Here is a 17,330-nt window from a genome sequence, read left to right on the forward strand (position 1 = left end):
GTGCGACGATCCGAGGGATCAGCCTATCGGGTGCCGGTCACCACGTGCGCGAGGGCGAGGAGGTACGACCCCTGGCCGAGCCCCGCGATGACGCCCGTCGCCACCGGCGAGATGACGCTGGTGTGCCGGAACTCCTCGCGGGCGTGGGGGTTCGACAGGTGCACCTCGAGCAGCAGGATCCCCGCCTTCGTCACGAGCGCCGCGGCGTCGCGGAGCGCGTACGAGTAGTGCGTGAACGCGGCCGGGTTCATGATCACGGGCGTCCGGGTGTCGACGGCCTCGTGCAGCCAGCCGATGAGGGTCGCCTCGTCGTCGGTCTGGCGGAGGTCGACCTCCACGTCGTCGGGCGCGAAGGCGACGAGCTCGCGGCGCAGGTCCTCCAGCGATCCCGTGCCGTACACGTCGGGCTCGCGGCTGCCGAGCCGTCCGAGGTTGGGGCCGTTGAGGACGAGCACGCGTGACATGCGACCAGCCTAGGGGCGGGTCAGCCGACGCTCTGGCCGCCGTCCGAGCGGATGCGCTGGCCGTTGATCCAGCCGCCCTCCGCCGAGACGAGGAAGCACACGAGCGCGGCCGCGTCGCGGGGCTCGGCGAGCCGGCCCCGGGGCGTGGTCTCGCGGAGGCTCTCGCGGATCTCGTCCGTGAACCAGCCCGTGTCGGTGGGTCCCGGGTCGACGAGGTTGGCGGTGATCCGCTCCCCCTCGAGCTCACGCGCGGCCGCGATGACGATGCGGTCGAGCGCCGCCTTGCTCGCGCCGTACGCGACCTCGCCCACGACGGCGTCGGACGTGAGCGCCACGATGCGGCCGGCGCCCGGTGCCTGGCGGTACCGACGGGCGAACCCCTGGATGAGCTGGAGCGACGCCCGCACGTTGACGGCCAGGTGCCGCTCGAGGCTCTCGACGCTCGTGTCGAGCAGCGCGCTGTCGACCGACTCGGCGTGGGAGAGGACGAGCGCGGTGATCGGCCCGAGCCCCGCCTCGACGGCGTCGAGGATCCGCTCGGCCGCCGCCGTGTCGACCAGGTCGGCCTCGACGGCGTGCGCCCGGCCGCCCGCGCCCTCGACGGCCTGGACCACGCGCGCGGGGTCGTCGGGCTGCTCGCCCCAGGGCTTCCGGGCGTCGTAGGCCGACCAGTAGGTGAAGGCGACGTCCCAGCCGTCGAGCGCGAGGCCCTCGGCGATGGCGGCGCCGATGCCGGAGACCCGGCCGACGCCCGTCACGAGCGCGACGGGCCGCTGCGGGTCGGGATGCGCGGGGTCGCTCACGAGCCGATCTCCTGGTACGCGGCGAACAGCAGCGCCTCCTCGGGGCCGTTGAGCACGCTCGCCCGGCCGACGCCGTCGAGCACGATGAAGCGCATCATGTCGCCGCGCGCCTTCTTGTCGCGCTTCATGCTCGCGACGAGCGTGGGCCAGCGGCCGACGGGGTAGCTCGTGGGCAGGTCGAGCGAGTCGAGGATCCGCCGGTGCCGGTCGACCGCCTCGTCGGACAGCGAGCGGGTGAGGCGCGACAGCTCCGCCGCGAAGACCATGCCGACCGCGACGGCCGCGCCGTGCCGCCAGCGGTACCGCTCGGCGTGCTCGATGGCGTGCCCGAGCGTGTGGCCGTAGTTGAGGATCTCGCGGCGGCCCTTCTCCGTGAAGTCCTCGCCCACGACCTCGGCCTTCATCCGGATGGCGAGCTCGACGACGTGCCGGAACTCGGGGCTCGTGGGGTCGGTCACCCGCGCGACGTCCGCCTCGATGACGTCGAGGATCTCGGGCACGGCGATGAACCCGGCCTTCACGATCTCCGCGAAGCCCGTGACGATCTCCTCCCGCGGCAGCGTGGCGAGCAGGTCGAGGTCCACGACCACGGCCGTCGGCGCGTAGAAGGCGCCGACGAGGTTCTTGCCCTCGGACGTGTTGATGCCCGTCTTGCCGCCGACCGCCGCGTCCACCATCGCGAGCACGGTGGTCGGGATCTGGACGAGCATCACGCCGCGCAGCCACGTCGCCGCGACGAAGCCGCCGAGGTCGGTCGTCGCGCCGCCGCCGAGCGTGATCACGGCGTCCGAGCGCGTGAAGTCGGTGGTGCCCATGATCTTCCAGCAGAACGCCGCCACCTCGACGCGCTTGGCGCCCTCGGCGTCGGGCACCTCCGCGAGGTACACCTCCACGTCGCCCTGCAGGCGCTCCCGGAGGCGCGACGCCTCCTCGGCGAGGGCGGGCGCGTGCACGATGAGCACCTTGCGCACGCGCGGGCCGAGCAGCGCGCCGACCCCGGCGATGAGGCCGCGGCCCACGGTGACGTCGTAGCCGGGCGTGCCGGACACGTGGATCACGGTGGGCGCGTCGGGCTCGGCGACGGCGGGCGTGGGGGCGGATGGGTCGGTCATGGCTGCCTCTCCCGGGCGAAGCGCTCGATCTCGCGGGCGATGCGCGGGAGCGGGCGGTCGGAGGTGTCGATGGTCAGGTCGGCGAGCGAGCGGTACAGCTCCTCGCGGTCGGCGACGATGCGGCGCCAGCTCTCGAGGCCGTCGACGAGCGGGCGGTCGTGGCCGCGGATCCGGGCGCGCACGGCGTGCTCGCTCACGGTGAGGAGCACGACGCGGCACGACTCCAGGTCGGCGCGGGTCGCCGGGTCGAGGACGGCTCCCCCGCCGAGCGAGACGACGCCGTCGTCCGCCAGGGCCGCGGCGACCGCCGCGCGCTCCAGCTCGCGGAACCGCGGCTCGCCGTGCTCGCGGAAGATGTCGGCGATGGATCCGTGCGCCTCGACGATCGCCCGGTCCGTGTCGGTGAACGGGAGCCCCAGGGCCTTCGCCACGCGGCGGCCGACCGTGGTCTTGCCCGCGCCGGGCGGGCCGATCAGGACGACCGGCACCCTCAGGCCTCGGGCGGTGCGGGCGGCGCGGCGTCCGCCTCGTCGACGAGGTCCGCGCCGGAGCGGCGGCCCTCGGGGATCGCGTCGAGGTAGCCGCGGAGGTTGCGGAGGGTCTCGCCCACGGAGTCGCCGCCGAACTTCTCGAGCACGGCGTCGGCGAGCGTGAGCGCGACCATCGCCTCGGCGACCACGCCCGCGGCGGGCACGGCGCACACGTCGGAGCGCTGGTGGTTCGCGGGGGCCGCGCCGCCGGTGGCGGTGTCGACCGTGCGGAGCGCGCGCGGGACGGTGGCGATCGGCTTCATGCCGGCGCGGACGCGGAGCACCGTGCCCGTCGACATGCCGCCCTCGGTGCCGCCGGCGCGGTCGGTGGAGCGGCCGATGCCGGCGGCCGTGGAGAACAGCTCGTCGTGCGCCTCGGATCCGCGCCGCGTGGTGGTGAGGAAGCCGTCGCCGACCTCCACGCCCTTGATCGCCTGGATGCCCATGAGCGCCGCGGCGAGCTTCGAGTCGAGCCGGCGGTCCCAGTGCACGTGCGAGCCGAGCCCCGGCGGGAGGTCGTAGGCGAGCACCTCGACGACGCCGCCGACCGTGTCGCCGCTCGCCTTCGTGTCGTCGACCTCGGCGACCATGCGGGCGCTCGTCTCGGCGTGGAAGCAGCGCAGCGGATCCGCGTCGAGCGCGCCGACGTCGGCGGGCGTCGGCAGGGGCGAGCCCTCGGGCACGCGCACGGGGCCGATGGAGAGGGTGTGGCTGACGAGCGTGATCCCGAGCTCGGCGAGGAACGCGCGCGCCACGGCGCCGAGCGCGACGCGGGCGGCGGTCTCGCGGGCGCTCGCGCGCTCGAGCACGGGGCGGGCCTCGTCGAAGTCGTACTTCTGCATGCCGACGAGGTCGGCGTGCCCGGGGCGGGGGCGGGTGAGGGCCGCGGCGCGCGCGCCCTGCAGCTTCGCGGGATCCACGGGCTCCGGGCTCATGACGTCGACCCACTTGGGCCACTCCGTGTTGCCGATGCGCACGGCGATGGGGCTGCCGAGCGTCCGGCCGTGCACCACGCCCGTCGAGAGGCTCAGCTCGTCCTGCTCGAAGCCCATGCGCGCGCCGCGGCCGTAGCCGAGCTTGCGACGGGCGAGGTCGGCGCGGATGCCGTCGAGGCTGACGGGCACGCCCGCGGGCAGGCCCTCCAGGACGGCGATGAGTTCGGGGCCGTGGGATTCCCCGGCGGTGAGCCAACGCAGCATGCGCCCATCCTCCCACAGCGCTCGTGGGCGCCCCGGCGGGTCAGGCGCCGGTCCAGGCCGTCCGCGGATCCCGGCCGACGCTCGCGAGCATGGCGGCCAGCACGCGCTCCTCGCCCGGGAGCGGGAGCGCGTCGTCGCCGTGCGCGAACAGGCGCACCTGCCCGAGCGCCTGGTGCACGAGCATGTCGATCCCCGGGACGACGCGCCCGCCCGCGCCCTCCCAGGCGGCGGCGATGCCGGTCGGCCAGGGCGCGTAGGTGACGTCGAGGAGGACGGCGACCTCGGGCAGGGCGCCGGGCAGCGGCACGGTCGCCGCGGCGTCGCCGGGCAGGGTGCTGATCACGGTATCCGCGTCGCGGAGCGCGGGAACGGCGGCGTCGAGCGGCGCGACGCGGAGCGCGACGCCCAGCTCGTCGGCGAGCGGGGCGAGCTCCCGGCCCTGCTCCGGGCGCCGGGCGGCGACGGTCACCTCGCGCGCCCCCATCCGCGCCAGCGCGACGACGGCCGAGCGCGCGGTGGATCCGGCGCCCAGCACGACCGCGCGCCCGGACCGCTCGACGCCGGCCATCCGGAACGCGCGGACGATGCCGTCGACGTCGGTGTTGGCGCCGCGGAGGATTGCGGCGCCCTCCCCCTCCCGCTCCACGAGCAGCGTGTTGGCCGCGCCCGCGAGCCGGGCGGTGTCGTCGAGCCGGTCGAGGAGCGGCAGCACGTCGCGCTTCAGCGGCATCGTCAGCGACAGGCCTCGCCAGCCGGATCCGAGGCTCGCGATGAACGCGGGCAGCTCGGGTCCCGCGCACTCCACCGCCTCGTACGCCCAGTCCAGGCCGAGCACGTCGTACGCCGCCCGGTGCAGGCGCGGCGACAGCGAGTGCGCGATGGGGCTGCCGAGGACCGCCAGCCGCACGGCCGGCGTCCGCGGATCAGCCATTGCCCGGGTTGTCCTTCATGAACTGCTGCCACTGCGCGACGGCCTTGAGGTGCTCCTCGTACGTCTGGGAGAAGACGGTGTCGCCCGTGATGGTGTTGACGGTCACGAAGTACAGCCACGGCCCGTCCGCGGGCGCGATGGCCGCCTTGATCGCCAGGTCGCCGGGGTTGGAGATGGGGCCGGCGGGCAGGCCCGGGTGCACGTACGTGTTCCAGGGGTTGTCGTCGGCGCGCTCGGCGTCGGTCGTGGTGACCCGGCCGACGGACTGCGCCCCGTACGCGACGGTCGCGTCGGACTGCAACGGCATCCCGACGTCGATGCGGTTCTGGAAGACGCGCGACACCTTGTAGAAGTCGCCCTCGAAGCGCGCCTCCTTCTGGATCAGCGCCGCCATCGTGAGCACGCGGTGCCGGTCGGCGACGGCGACGCCGGCCTGGTCGAGCGCCTCGAACGTGCGCCCGACCATGGCCTTCACCATGTCCGCCGCGGACGTGCCGGGCGGGAAGTCGTAGGTCGCGGGGAAGAGGTAGCCCTCGATGTTCGGCGCCTCGGCCGGGATGCCGAGCGCGCCCCGGTCGGCGGAGGCCGCCTCGAGGTCGGCCACGGGCGTGCCGGTGGCCTCCGCGACGAGCTCGAACGCCTGCGCGACGGTCTGCCCCTCGGGGATGGTGACCTTGGCCTGGATCTGGCTGGCCGGATCCTGGAGCATCTGGAGCGCCGCGGCCGCGCTCATCTGCTTCCGCAGCGTGTACGTGCCCGGCTGGAAGACCACCTCGCTGCCCGAGCGGACCACGGCCTGGTAGAACGCCTTCGACGTCTTCACGACGTCCTGCGCGGCGAGCGTGTCGCCGATGGTGCTGCCCGTGTCGCCCGTCTTGACGACCACCTGCACCTCGCCCGAGCCGTCGCCGTCGTAGTCGGTGGGCTCGGCGGGCGTGAGGAGCGCGCTGACCACCGGGCCGAAGAGGGAGGTGGCGATCACGCCCGCGCCGCCGAAGAGCACCACGAGCAGGACCACGACGTAGGGCCACCTGGGGTGGCGGCGCTTCGCCTTCGGGAGCACGGGCGGTGTCCGGCGGGGTGCCGGCCCCGATGCGCCGTCGCGCGCGTCGGAGCGCGGAGGAGCGGACGTCGTGCGGGCCGGCGCGTCGGCCGCGGCCGCGATCCCGGCGGCCGCCGCGGAGGCGGACGAGGCGTCGCCGGCGGCGGAGGACGCGGCGGTCGACGCGGCTGCGGCGACGTCCGCACGGGGGCGGTCGTCCGACGCGGGGCGCGCGGGGGCCTGCGGGGCGGCGGAGGGAGCCGGGGCAGCCGGCGCCGCGCCGCGGGCGTCGTCCGGCACGCGGGACTCCTGGCCCGAGCGCGCCTCGGCCGCCTCGCGGAGGGCACGGAGCTCGCGGCGGGTCATGGGCGCGCCCGTGCCGATGCCGGGTCCCGCTCCACGCGGAGCGTCGCCGGCGGCGGATGCGGGTGCGGGGCCGGTACCCGGGGTCGATGCCGACGGGCGGTCGGACCCGGCGTCGGGAGCCGCGGCGACGTCGCCGAACAGGCTCTCGAAGGGGTCGCCGCCGGAGCCCTGGGCCGTCGTGGCGCGTCGGGCGGGATCGGTCTCAGGCGTGTCGGTCAGGATCGACTCGGTTCCTCGGGACGAGAGCACCGGGTGGGGAGCCGGCGGAGCGCTCGGTCTCGAGCGCATGTTGAAGGATTATAACGGCCGCCACCTGGTCGATCACGGGCTTCTGCTTACGGGACCCTCTGCCCGAGGAGCGCAGCGCGCTCTGGGCGGACACCGTCGAGAGCCGCTCGTCCACGAGCCGGACCGGGATCTCGGACGCGTCCGCGAGGCGCCGGGCGAAGGCCTCCGCGTCGTCGGTGGACGCCGTCGCCCGCCCCGAGAGCGCGAGCGGCAGGCCCACGACGAGCTCCACGCAGTCGACCTCCGCGGCCACCTCGAGGATCCGCCGGACGTCCGCCGAGCCGCCCGCGTCGCGCGGGACGGTCTCGACGGGCGTCGCGATCAGGCCGTGCGGGTCCGACCGCGCGAGCCCGATGCGCGCCTTCCCCACGTCGACCGCGAGCCGCGCGCCGACCCGCATCAGGAGGCGAGCGCCTGGCGGACGGCGGACAGCGCGTCGGGGATGGCGGACACGTCGGAGCCGCCGCCCTGCGCGAGGTCGTCCTTGCCGCCTCCGCCGCCGCCGAGCACCGCCGCCGCCGCGCGGGCGAGCTGCCCGGCCTTGGCGCCGGCGTCGCGCGCACCCTGGTTGGTGGCCACGATGACGGTCGGCTTGCCGCCCGCGTCACCCGCGAGGGCGACCACGACGGGCTCGGACCCGGCGCGCTCGCGCACCAGGGTGACCAGCTGCCGCACCTCGTCGGCCGAGCGCACGCTGCCGAGCGACTCCTGGATCAGCGTGACGGCGCCCACGCGCGCGCCCTGCGCCAGGAGCGCCGGCACGCGCTGCTGCAGCGCCTGCGCCTCGAAGTCGGCGATGCGCCGCTCCGCGGTCTTGAGGTTCTGCAGCAGGTCGGCGATGCGGTCGGGCAGCTGCTCCCGCGGCGTCTTGAGGCTCGACGTCAGCTGCGACACGATGGCGCGCTCGACGGCGAGGTCCTGGAACGCCTCGCGGCCGACCAGCGACTCGATGCGGCGGTTGGTGGATCCGACGGACGACTCCCCCACCACGTTGATGAGCCCGATCTGCGCGCTGGACGACACGTGCGTGCCGGCGCAGAGCTCGCGCGACCACGGGCCGCCGATGTCGACGACGCGCACGGTGTCGCCGTACTTCTCGCCGAACAGCGCCATGGCGCCGAGCTGCTTGGCCTCGTCGATCGGCATGACGCGCGTCACGACCTGCAGGTCGTCGCGCACGGCGCCGTTCGCGATGTCCTCGATCTCGCTGCGCGTCTCCGGCGACAGCGCCTGGTTCCACGCGAAGTCGAGGCGCATGTAGCCGGCTCGGTTGTACGAGCCGGACTGGTGCGCGTCCTGGCCGAGCACCTGGCGGAGCGCGGCGTGCACGAGGTGCGTGCCGGAGTGCGCCTGGGTCGCGCCGCGGCGCCAGTCGGCGTCGACGACGGTGGTGGCGGCGTCGCCGACGCCCACCTCGCCCGAGCGGACCTGGACGCGGTGGCTGATGAGGCCCTTGACGGGCTTCTGCACGTCGAGCACCTCGAGGTCGAAGCCCTGGCCGACGATGCTGCCGGCGTCGGCCTCCTGACCGCCCGACTCCGCGTAGAGGCTCGTCTCGGGGAGGATGACCTCCGCGATGTCGCCCGCGACCGCATGGTCGACGCTGTGGCCGCCCACGATGAGGCCGAGGATCGTCGTGCCGGTCTCCAGCTCGTCGTACCCGGTGAAGCGCGTCTCGCCGGCCGCGCGGAACTCGCTGTAGACGGTGAGGTCGGCCAGCGCCGTCTTCTTGGACTTCGCGTCGGCCTTGGCGCGCGTGCGCTGCTCCAGCATCAGCCGGTCGAAGGCCTCGCGGTCGACCGTGAGGCCGTTCTCCTCCGCCATCTCGAGCGTGAGGTCGATGGGGAAGCCGAACGTGTCGTGCAGGAGGAACGCGGTGTCGCCCGCGATCCGCTCGCCGCCCGCCGCCTTCGTCTCGCCGACGGCCACGTCGAGGATCGTCGTCCCGCCGGAGAGCGTGCGGAGGAACGTCTCCTCCTCGGCGTACGCCAGGCGGGAGATGCGGTCGAAGTCGTCGGAGACCTCGGGGTACGCGGCTTTCATGGCGTCGCGCGAGGCGGGGAACAGCTCGCCGAAGGTCGCCGTGTCCACGCCCATGAGGCGCATCGCGCGCACCGTGCGGCGCATGAGGCGACGCAGGATGTAGCCGCGCCCCTCGTTGGACGGGCGCACGCCGTCGGACATGAGCATGAGGGACGAGCGCACGTGGTCGGCGACGATGCGCATGCGCACGTCGTCCTCGTGCGACGCTCCGTACCGACGGCCCGCGAGCTTGGCCGCGCGGTCGAGGACCGGGCGCACCTGGTCGATCTCGTACATGTTCTCGACGCCCTGCTTGAGGAACGCGACGCGCTCGAGCCCCATGCCGGTGTCGATGTTCCTCTTCGGCAGATCGCCGAGGATCTCGAACTCGCTCTTGCTCGTGCCGGCCCCGCGCAGGTACTGCATGAAGACGAGGTTCCAGATCTCCACGTACCGGTCGTCGTCGGTGGCCGGGCCGCCGTCGGCGCCGTAGGCGGGGCCGCGGTCGAAGAAGATCTCCGAGCAGGGGCCCGCCGGGCCGGGCTGGCCGGTGTGCCAGTAGTTCGTGTCGCGGCCGAGGCCCTGGATCCGGTCGTCCGGGAGGCCCGCGATGCGCTTCCACGCCTGCCGCGCCTCGTCGTCCTCGTGGTAGACGGTGACCCAGAGGTCGTCGGGCGAGAACCCCAGGCCGCCGTCGGCCTCGCTCGTGGTGAGCAGCTCCCACGCGTACGCGATGGCCTGCTCCTTGAAGTAGTCGCCGAAGGAGAAGTTGCCGTTCATCTGGAAGAAGGTGCCGTGCCGCGGCGTGCGGCCGACCTCCTCGATGTCGAGAGTCCGGATGCACTTCTGGACGCTCGTGGCGCGCGGGTACGGCGCGGGCACGACGCCCGTGAGGTACGGCACGAACGGGACCATGCCGGCCACCGTGAACAGCAGGGTCGGGTCGTCGCTGACGAGCGACGCCGACGGCACGACGGTGTGCCCCCGGTCGCCGAAGTACGTCAGCCAGGCGTTGCGGATGTCTGCGGTCTGCATGCGGTCCTACTGCTTTCCCAGCTCGGTGATGGTGTCCTCGGCCTCGCTCACGGCGGAGCGGAGCTCGGCCTCGCGACGGCGGTACCCGTCCTCGACGGCCTCGCCGAAGCGGCGGGCCCGGGCGTCCACGGACTGGAACAGGCGGTGGCCGGCCGGCGTGCGGTCGACCACGTGGGCGACGGCGAAGCCGATGACGACCCCCACGACGATGAGGACGAGGTTCTTCATGCTTCTCCCCTTCCGGGAGCTGCCCCCAGACGGAGGTGACGTGCGGTGCGCGGAGGCCTCGGGGGCCGAGGGCGATCCTACCGGCCGGTCCGTGCGCCGCCCGCGTCCGCGCGCCGCCCGGGCACCGGCCCGGAGACGCCGAGAGGCGGGCCGCCCGGGTGGACGACCCGCCTCGCGGACGGTGGAGCGGGGTGGCTAGCGTGCCGCGTAGTACTCGACGACCAGCTGGACCTCGCAGGTCACGGGGACCTCGGCGCGCTTCGGCAGGCGCACGAGGCGGGCCTGCAGCTTGTCGAGCTCGACCTCGAGGTACGGGGGGAGCTTCGGCAGCACGTCGGCGTGACCGCCGGCGGCGGCGACCTGGAAGGGCTCGGTGCCCTCGGAGCGCGGCTTGACGTGGATCATCTGGCCCTCCTTCACGCGGAACGAGGGGCGGTCGACGATCTTGCCGTCGACCATGATGTGGCGGTGCACGACGAGCTGGCGGGCCTGCGCCGTGGTGCGCGCGAGGCCGGAGCGGACGACGAGCGCGTCGAGGCGCTGCTCGAGGATCTCGACGAGGTTCTCACCGGTCAGGCCCTGCGTGCGACGCGCCTCCTGGAAGGCGATCTTGAGCTGGGCCTCGCGGATGCCGTACTGGGCGCGCAGGCGCTGCTTCTCGCGGAGGCGGACGGCGTAGTCGCTGTCCTGCTTGCGCTTGGACCGGCCGTGCTCGCCCGGCGCGTAGGGGCGCTTCTCGAGGTACTTGGCCGCCTTCGGCGTGAGCGGGATGCCCAGCGCGCGGGAGAGGCGGGTCTTGCTGCGGGTGCGTGACTTGGTGGACACGTTTTCCTTCCAGGGAGAAAGTCTCTGACTACGGGTGGTGCAGGGCGTCCGCGCACACGCATGGGCGCGCGACGATCGACACCGCTGATGCGGTTCCTGCATGAGTAGAGGGATTCGCCACGGGTCGTCCGGCTACAGGACGTGTCCCTTGATCATGATGTCGACGCAGCCGCACGCGACACCCGATTGAGGCGTCAGCAAGCGTAGCACGCGATCGCCGCGATCCCGGGGATCCGCCGCGCCGGGATCACCCTCCGCGGACGATGCGCCGGAGCTTCTCCAGCCGCGCCGACAGGTCGCGCTCGTGCCCGTGCTGCGTGGGCGAGTAGTAGGTGCGGCCCACGAGCTCGTCGGGCAGGTACTGCTGCGTCACGACGCCGATGTCCGCGTCGTGCGGGTAGCGGTAGCCCTTGCCGTGGCCGAGGCGCTTCGCCCCCGGGTAGTGCGCGTCGCGCAGGTGCAGCGGCACGCGGCCGAACGCGCCGGCGCGCACGTCGGCGATGGCCTGGTCGATGCCGAGGTAGGACGCGTTCGACTTGGGCGCGGTCGCGAGGTGCACCACGGCCTGCGCCAGCGGGATCCGCCCCTCCGGCATGCCGATGAGCTGGACGGCGTCGGCGGCCGCCACCGCGACGACCAGCGCCTGCGGGTCGGCGAGCCCGATGTCCTCGGAGGCGGACACGATGATCCGGCGGGCGATGAAGCGCGGGTCCTCCCCCGCCTCGATCATGCGCGCCAGGTAGTGGAGCGCGGCGTCGACGTCCGACCCGCGGATCGACTTGATGAACGCGCTGATGACGTCGTAGTGCTCGTCGCCGTTGCGGTCGTAGCGGAGCAGCGCCCGGTCGACCGCGAGCGCGACCTGCTCGGTGGAGATGGGGATCGGGGCCGGATCGGCGGCGGGCGCGGCGACGGCGTCCTCATCGTCGTCGTCGTCCTCGTCGTCCGCGCCCTCCGCCGCGCGCGCCCGGCCCGACGCGTCGGCCTGCGCCGACACGGCCGCGGCCTCGAGCGCCGTCAGCGCCCGTCGCGCGTCCCCCGACGCCAGCCGGATGATCATCGCGCGCGCGTCGTCGTCGAGCGCGAACCGCCCGCCGAGCCCGCGGGCGTCCGCGACCGCGCGGTCGACGAGCACGCCGAGGTCGTCGTCGTCGAGCTGCTCGAGCGTGAGCAGCAGGCTGCGCGAGAGGAGGGGCGAGATGACGGAGAAGGACGGGTTCTCCGTGGTCGCCGCGATGAGGATGACCCAGCCGTTCTCCACCCCCGGCAGCAGCGCGTCCTGCTGCGCCTTCGTGAAGCGGTGGATCTCGTCGAGGAAGAGCACGGTCGAGACGCCGAAGAGGTCGCGGTCGCTGAGCGCCTTCTCCATCACCTGGCGCACGTCGCGCACGCCCGCGGTGACGGCGGAGAGCTCGACGAAGCGGCGGCTCGACCCGTGCGCGATCGCCTGGGCGAGCGTCGTCTTCCCGGTGCCGGGCGGGCCCCACAGGATGATCGAGACCGACCCCTGCTCCCCGGCGACGTCGGAGGCGAGGCTCACGAGCGGCGAGCCGGGGGTGAGGAGGTGACGCTGGCCGGTGACCTCGTCGAGGCTCCGGGGACGCATCCGGACGGCCAGGGGCGTGGCCCCCGAGCGGAGGCCCGGTCGCGTGTCGGTCATGACCTCGATGGTAGGCGCGACCGGCTAGTGTTCCCGTACCGCCGCCTCGGGCGGGACCGACCGTGAGGACGACGTGGCCCCCAGGAACGACCGCGCAGCCCGCGAGGCGCAGGCCCGGCTCCGCCGCTACGCGGCCCGCCAGGAGCTGCACGCCCGCGCCACCCGACGCCGTCGTCGCGACGACCTGGTGGCCGTCGTCGGCGTGATCCTCGTGGCGGCGCTCGCGGTCGGCGCGCAGCTCGCGTACGAGTCGGGACCCGGCGCGCCGTCTCCGTCGCCCGCGCCGTCGTCCTCCCCCACGTCCCCCGCTCCGGCGCCGACCGGGCCGGCCGACCCCGCGCCGACGGATCCGACGCCCGCCCCCTGAGCCGTCGGCACGTCCCCGCTCCGGCCGGCCGGCCGATCCCGGGCGCACGACCCACGGCGGCCCGCGCGGCGGCACGGTCCTCACGAGCCCCTGCGAGGCCGGTCCGATCCGTGCCGTCGGGCTCCGGTGCGGGCCGCGCTGGGGCATGATCGACAGGTCAGCCCGCCGCCGCCCGCGGCGAACCCGCGCGATGACCGTGCTCTAGGCTGGCGTGCACGTCTCCGCACCGGTCCGTCCGGTCCTACGAACGAGGTGGAATCCGTGGTTGACAACGAGCAGACCCCCTGGGGCCGCGTCGACGAGACGGGCACCGTCTTCCTGCGCGAGGGCGACGGCGAGCGCGTCGTCGGCCAGTACCCGGACGGGACCCCCGAGGAGGCCCTGGCCTACTTCCAGCGCAAGTACACCGACCTCGCGGGCCAGGTCACGCTCCTGGAGCAGCGCGCCAAGCGCGGGGCACCGGCGTCCGACGTGTCCAAGGCCGTCGCCCACCTCATCGAGGCGGTGGACGGCGCGAACGCCGTCGGCGACCTCGGCGCGCTCCGGGCGCGGCTCGACGTCCTCGCCGCGACGGTGGGCGAGCTCACCGAGAAGCAGGGCGAGGAGCAGCGGCAGGTGGTGCAGGCCGCCATCGCCGAGCGCACCGCCATCGTCGAGGAGACCGAGCGCCTGGCGCAGCAGGACTTCTCCAAGGTGCAGTGGAAGCAGCTGACCGCCGAGGTCGACGCGCTGTTCGGCCGCTGGCAGCAGCACCAGCAGACCGGCCCCCGCCTCCCCAAGAACGACGCCAACGAGCTCTGGAAGCGCTTCCGCACGGCGCGGTCCACCATCGACACGGAGCGCAAGGCGTTCTTCGCCGAGCTCGACAACGCCCACAGGGACGCCCGCTCCAAGAAGCAGGCCATCGTCGAGCAGGCGCGCGCCCTCGAGTCGCAGGGCGTGGGCGGCATCCCCGCCTACCGCCGTCTCCTCGACGAGTGGAAGCTGGCGGGTCGCGCGGGCAAGCGCTACGACGACGCCCTCTGGGCGCAGTTCAAGGCCGCGGGCGACGTGCTGTACGGCGCCAAGGCCGAGGTCGACGCCGCGGACGACGAGGAGCAGCAGGCCAACCTGCAGTCCAAGCTCGCGCTGCTCGACGAGGCCGAGCCGATCCTGGGGATCACCGAGCGCACCGCCGCACGGGACAAGCTCACGGCCGTGCAGCTCCGCTGGGACGCGATCGGCCGCGTGCCCCGCGACAGCGTCAAGACCGTCGAGGACCGCCTGCGCAAGGTCGAGACCCACGTCCGCACGCTGGACGAGGAGTTCTGGCGCAAGAACAACCCGGAGACGAAGGCGCGCTCCGAGGGCCTCGCCTCCCAGCTCGGCGCGGCCATCGACAAGCTGCAGCGCGAGCTCGACGCGGCCAAGGCCGACGGCGACGCCCGCCGGATCAAGGACGCCGAGGAGGCGCTCGCCGCCCGCCGCGTCTGGCTGGACGCGCTCGGCTCGTAGCCCGCGGCCCCTCCGCAGGTCGACGACGGCCCGGGATCCTCCACAGGATCCCGGGCCGTCGTGCGTGCCGGCGGGGTCGGTGGCATGGTGCGCCCATGTCCCCCCGCCTCGCCCCCGTCCTGTCCGTGCTCGACCTCCCCCTCGCCGAGCTGTGCTCCGCACGTCTCGACGGCGAGGTGTACGAGGTCGACGCCTGCTACTCCCCCGTCGACGAGCTGGCGTCGCCGTGGCTGCGCGCCGCGGCGCTCGCCGCGCAGGTCCCCTCCCGTCTCATCGCGGAGCGGTCGACCGCCGCGTGGGTGCACGGCGCCGTGCGCACTCCGCCGCGCACGCACGAGTACTGCGTCGACACCGTCGCGCGCTGCCACCCGCCGGCGCTCCGCAACGTGCGCATCCGCGAGGTCGTGCTCGACGAGCGCGACACCGTCGTGCTGGCGGGCCTCCGCGTGACGACGCCGCTGCGGACGCTGTGCGACATCGCGCGCACGGTCGCCGACCTCACGCCGCGGCACGAGAGCGTCTGCCTCGGGCTCCTGGCGCTCCCCGGCGTCACGATCGCCGCGGCGCGCGAGCACCTCGCGGCCTGCGGCGCGCTGCCCGACAAGCGCCGGGCGCTCACGCGGCTCGACGCGCTCGCCCGTCGGCCGGTCGCCGGGGATGCAGCGGTCGGCCGGACAGGGACGGATCCGCTCAGCCCCCGTTGACGCGGTACACGTCGTAGACGGCGTCTATCCGCCGCACCGCGTTGAGCACGCGGTCGAGATGGGTCACGTCGCCCATCTCGAAGACGAACCGGCTGATCGCCAGCCGGTTCGACGACGTGGACACGGACGCGGAGAGGATGTTGACGTGGTGCTCCGAGAGCACGCGCGTCACGTCGCTGAGGAGGCCGGAGCGGTCCAGCGCCTCGACCTGGATGTGGACGAGGAACAGGCTCTTGGAGGAGGGCGCCCACTCGACCTCGATCATGCGGTCCGGTTCCGAACGCAGGGAGTCGACGTTGTGGCACGACGCCTGGTGCACCGAGACGCCGGCGCCGCGCGTGACGAAGCCGATGATCGCGTCGCCGGGCACGGGCGTGCAGCACTTGGCGAGCTTCACGAGGATGTCGGGGGCGCCGCGCACCAGCACGCCCGAGTCGCTGTTCCGCGAGACGCGCGAGCGCTGCGTGACGGCGAAGACCTCCTCGGCCTCCCCGCCGCTGTCGCCCTGGATGGACGATAAGACCTTCTCGATCACCGACTGGGTCGAGACGTGCCCCTCGCCTACCGCCGCGTACAGGGCGGCGACGTCGTCGTACTTCATGCTCTGGGCCACGTCCGAGAACGCGTCCTGGTTCATGAGCTTCTGCAGCGGGAGGTTCTGCTTGCGCATCGCGCGGGCGATGGCGTCCTTGCCCTGCTCGATCGCCTCCTCGCGGCGCTCCTTGGTGAACCACTGCTTGATCTTGTTCCGCGCGCGGGCGCTCTTGACGAACGCCAGCCAGTCCTTGCTGGGGCCGCTGTCGGGGTTCTTCGAGGTGAACACCTCGACGACGTCGCCCGTCGTGAGCGGGTTCTCGAGCGGCACGAGCCGGCCGTTGACCTTCGCGCCCATCGTGCGGTGGCCCACGTCCGTGTGCACGGCGTAGGCGAAGTCGACGGGGGTCCCGCCGGCCGGCAGGCCGATCACCTTGCCGTGCGGCGTGAAGACGTAGACCTCCTTCGCGCCGATCTCGAAGCGGAGCGAGTCGAGGAACTCCCCCGGATCCGCCGTCTCCGACTGCCAGTCCGAGATGTGCGCGAGCCACGCGAGGTCGGTGTCGCCCTGCGGCGAGACCTCCGTCGTGCGCCCGCCGTTCATCCGCTCCTTGTACTTCCAATGGGCGGCGACACCGAACTCGGCGCGCTGGTGCATCTCGTGCGTGCGGATCTGGATCTCCACCGGGCGGCCCTTCGGCCCGATCACCGTGGTGTGCAGCGACTGGTAGAGGTTGAACTTCGGGGTGGCGATGTAGTCCTTGAAGCGCCCGGGCACCGGCGTCCAGCGGGCGTGGATCGCGCCGAGCACCGCGTAGCAGTCGCGGAGCGAGTCGACCAGCACGCGGATGCCCACGAGGTCGTAGATCTCGTCGAACTCGCGTCCGCGCACGACCATCTTCTGGTAGATCGAGTAGTACTGCTTGGGCCTGCCGGCGACCTTGCCGCGGATCCGGGCGGCGCGCAGGTCGTCGTTGACGCTGTCGATCACCTGCTGCACGAACTGCTCGCGCTGCGGCGTCCGCTGCTTCACGAGGTTCTCGATCTCGACGTAGATCTTCGGGTACAGCACGGCGAACGAGAGGTCCTCGAGCTCCCACTTGATGGTCGAGATGCCGAGGCGGTGCGCGAGCGGCGCGTAGATCTCGAGCGTCTCCTTCGCCTTCCGCTCGGCGGAGGCGGACTCGACGAAGCCCCACGTGCGCGCGTTGTGCAGGCGGTCGGCGAGCTTGATGACGAGGACGCGGATGTCCTTCGACATCGCGACGACCATCTTCCGCACGGTCTCCGCCTGGGCGCTGTCGCCGTACTTGAGCTTGTCGAGCTTCGTGACCCCGTCGACGAGCATGGCGATCTCGTCGCCGAAGTCGTGGCGGAGCATGTCCAACGTGTAGTCGGTGTCCTCCACGGTGTCGTGGAGGAGGGCCGCGGCCAGCGTCTTCGGTCCGATGCCGAGGTCCGCGAGGATCTGGGCCACCGCGACCGGGTGCGTGATGTACGGCTCGCCGCTCTTGCGCTTCTGCCCCTCGTGCGCCCGCTCCGCGACCGCGTAGGCCCGCTCGATGAGGCTCACGTCGGACTTCGGGTGATGCAGCCGCGCGGTGCGGATCAGCTGCTCGACGGCGCCGGCGGGCTGCGCCCGGGAGAAGAGGCGGGGCACCAGGCGTCGGAGGGAAGCCGTGCTCGAGGTCGTCTCCGTCATCGTTCAGCCTCCCAGGCGTGTGCT

Annotated in this window: 16 protein-coding genes; 3 read left to right on the plus strand and 13 right to left on the minus strand. The window is 73.5% G+C overall.

What is annotated here, in order from left to right; genetic code table 11:
* Window positions 1–23: 23 nt before the first annotated feature.
* From AES38_RS08680 to AES38_RS08735, 12 genes are all read right to left on the minus strand, one after another.
* The gene (locus AES38_RS08680; RefSeq protein WP_053774630.1) at window positions 24–464 is read right to left on the minus strand and encodes a type II 3-dehydroquinate dehydratase; all 441 of its coding nucleotides are present in this window, start codon (window positions 462–464) and stop codon (window positions 24–26) included.
* 20 nt (window positions 465–484) lie between these two features.
* Entirely contained in the window at window positions 485–1,267 is a 783-nt protein-coding gene (locus AES38_RS08685) for an SDR family oxidoreductase (protein ID WP_053774631.1), read from the minus strand.
* Window positions 1,264–2,379: a 3-dehydroquinate synthase gene (aroB, locus tag AES38_RS08690; protein ID WP_053774632.1), complete on the minus strand. Its 1,116-nt coding sequence runs from the start codon at window positions 2,377–2,379 to the stop codon at window positions 1,264–1,266. The genes AES38_RS08685 and aroB overlap by 4 nt, the downstream gene beginning before the upstream one ends.
* Window positions 2,376–2,867 carry a shikimate kinase gene (locus tag AES38_RS08695; RefSeq protein WP_053774633.1) on the minus strand — a complete coding sequence of 164 codons (492 nt, stop codon included), beginning with the start codon at window positions 2,865–2,867 and terminating at the stop codon, window positions 2,376–2,378. The genes aroB and AES38_RS08695 overlap by 4 nt, the downstream gene beginning before the upstream one ends.
* A gap of 2 nt (window positions 2,868–2,869) precedes the next feature.
* Window positions 2,870–4,108 (minus strand): chorismate synthase, encoded by a 1,239-nt coding sequence (aroC, locus tag AES38_RS08700; protein ID WP_053774634.1) that lies wholly within the window; start codon window positions 4,106–4,108, stop codon window positions 2,870–2,872.
* Window positions 4,109–4,148: 40 nt separating this feature from the next.
* A complete protein-coding gene (locus AES38_RS08705; protein ID WP_053774635.1) occupies window positions 4,149–5,039 on the minus strand; it encodes a shikimate dehydrogenase in 891 nt (296 codons plus the stop codon).
* The gene (gene mltG / locus AES38_RS16320) at window positions 5,032–6,735 is read right to left on the minus strand and encodes an endolytic transglycosylase MltG (protein ID WP_244629145.1); all 1,704 of its coding nucleotides are present in this window, start codon (window positions 6,733–6,735) and stop codon (window positions 5,032–5,034) included. The genes AES38_RS08705 and mltG overlap by 8 nt, the downstream gene beginning before the upstream one ends.
* Window positions 6,650–7,135, minus strand: coding sequence for a Holliday junction resolvase RuvX (gene ruvX / locus AES38_RS08715; protein WP_053774636.1), 486 nt, complete (start codon window positions 7,133–7,135; stop codon window positions 6,650–6,652). Before ruvX ends, mltG begins: the two co-directional genes overlap by 86 nt.
* Window positions 7,135–9,792: an alanine--tRNA ligase gene (alaS, locus tag AES38_RS08720; protein WP_053774637.1), complete on the minus strand. Its 2,658-nt coding sequence runs from the start codon at window positions 9,790–9,792 to the stop codon at window positions 7,135–7,137. Before alaS ends, ruvX begins: the two co-directional genes overlap by 1 nt.
* A 6-nt stretch (window positions 9,793–9,798) precedes the next feature.
* The gene (locus tag AES38_RS08725) at window positions 9,799–10,020 is read right to left on the minus strand and encodes a hypothetical protein (RefSeq protein WP_053774638.1); all 222 of its coding nucleotides are present in this window, start codon (window positions 10,018–10,020) and stop codon (window positions 9,799–9,801) included.
* A gap of 195 nt (window positions 10,021–10,215) precedes the next feature.
* Entirely contained in the window at window positions 10,216–10,845 is a 630-nt protein-coding gene (gene rpsD, locus AES38_RS08730; RefSeq protein WP_053774639.1) for a 30S ribosomal protein S4, read from the minus strand.
* A 247-nt stretch (window positions 10,846–11,092) separates the two neighbouring features.
* Entirely contained in the window at window positions 11,093–12,505 is a 1,413-nt protein-coding gene (locus AES38_RS08735) for a replication-associated recombination protein A (RefSeq protein WP_081001873.1), read from the minus strand.
* A gap of 73 nt (window positions 12,506–12,578) precedes the next feature.
* On the opposite strand from AES38_RS08735, the gene AES38_RS08740 reads away from it, so the two are divergent.
* The 3 genes from AES38_RS08740 (at window position 12,579) to AES38_RS08750 (ending at window position 15,070) form a co-directional block, all read left to right on the plus strand.
* Window positions 12,579–12,872 (plus strand): hypothetical protein, encoded by a 294-nt coding sequence (locus tag AES38_RS08740; protein WP_053774640.1) that lies wholly within the window; start codon window positions 12,579–12,581, stop codon window positions 12,870–12,872.
* A 261-nt stretch (window positions 12,873–13,133) separates the two neighbouring features.
* Window positions 13,134–14,366: a DUF349 domain-containing protein gene (locus AES38_RS08745; protein WP_053775741.1), complete on the plus strand. Its 1,233-nt coding sequence runs from the start codon at window positions 13,134–13,136 to the stop codon at window positions 14,364–14,366.
* Between the two features lie 95 nt (window positions 14,367–14,461).
* Window positions 14,462–15,070 (plus strand): type IV toxin-antitoxin system AbiEi family antitoxin, encoded by a 609-nt coding sequence (locus AES38_RS08750; RefSeq protein WP_053774641.1) that lies wholly within the window; start codon window positions 14,462–14,464, stop codon window positions 15,068–15,070.
* Here AES38_RS08750 and AES38_RS08755 read toward each other — a convergent pair.
* A complete protein-coding gene (locus tag AES38_RS08755; protein ID WP_043669726.1) occupies window positions 15,057–17,306 on the minus strand; it encodes a RelA/SpoT family protein in 2,250 nt (749 codons plus the stop codon). The genes AES38_RS08750 and AES38_RS08755 overlap by 14 nt on opposite strands.
* Window positions 17,307–17,330: the final 24 nt, after the last annotated feature.

Source organism: Clavibacter capsici (genome assembly GCF_001280205.1).
In the GTDB taxonomy this organism is placed as follows: Bacteria; Actinomycetota; Actinomycetes; order Actinomycetales; family Microbacteriaceae; genus Clavibacter; species Clavibacter capsici.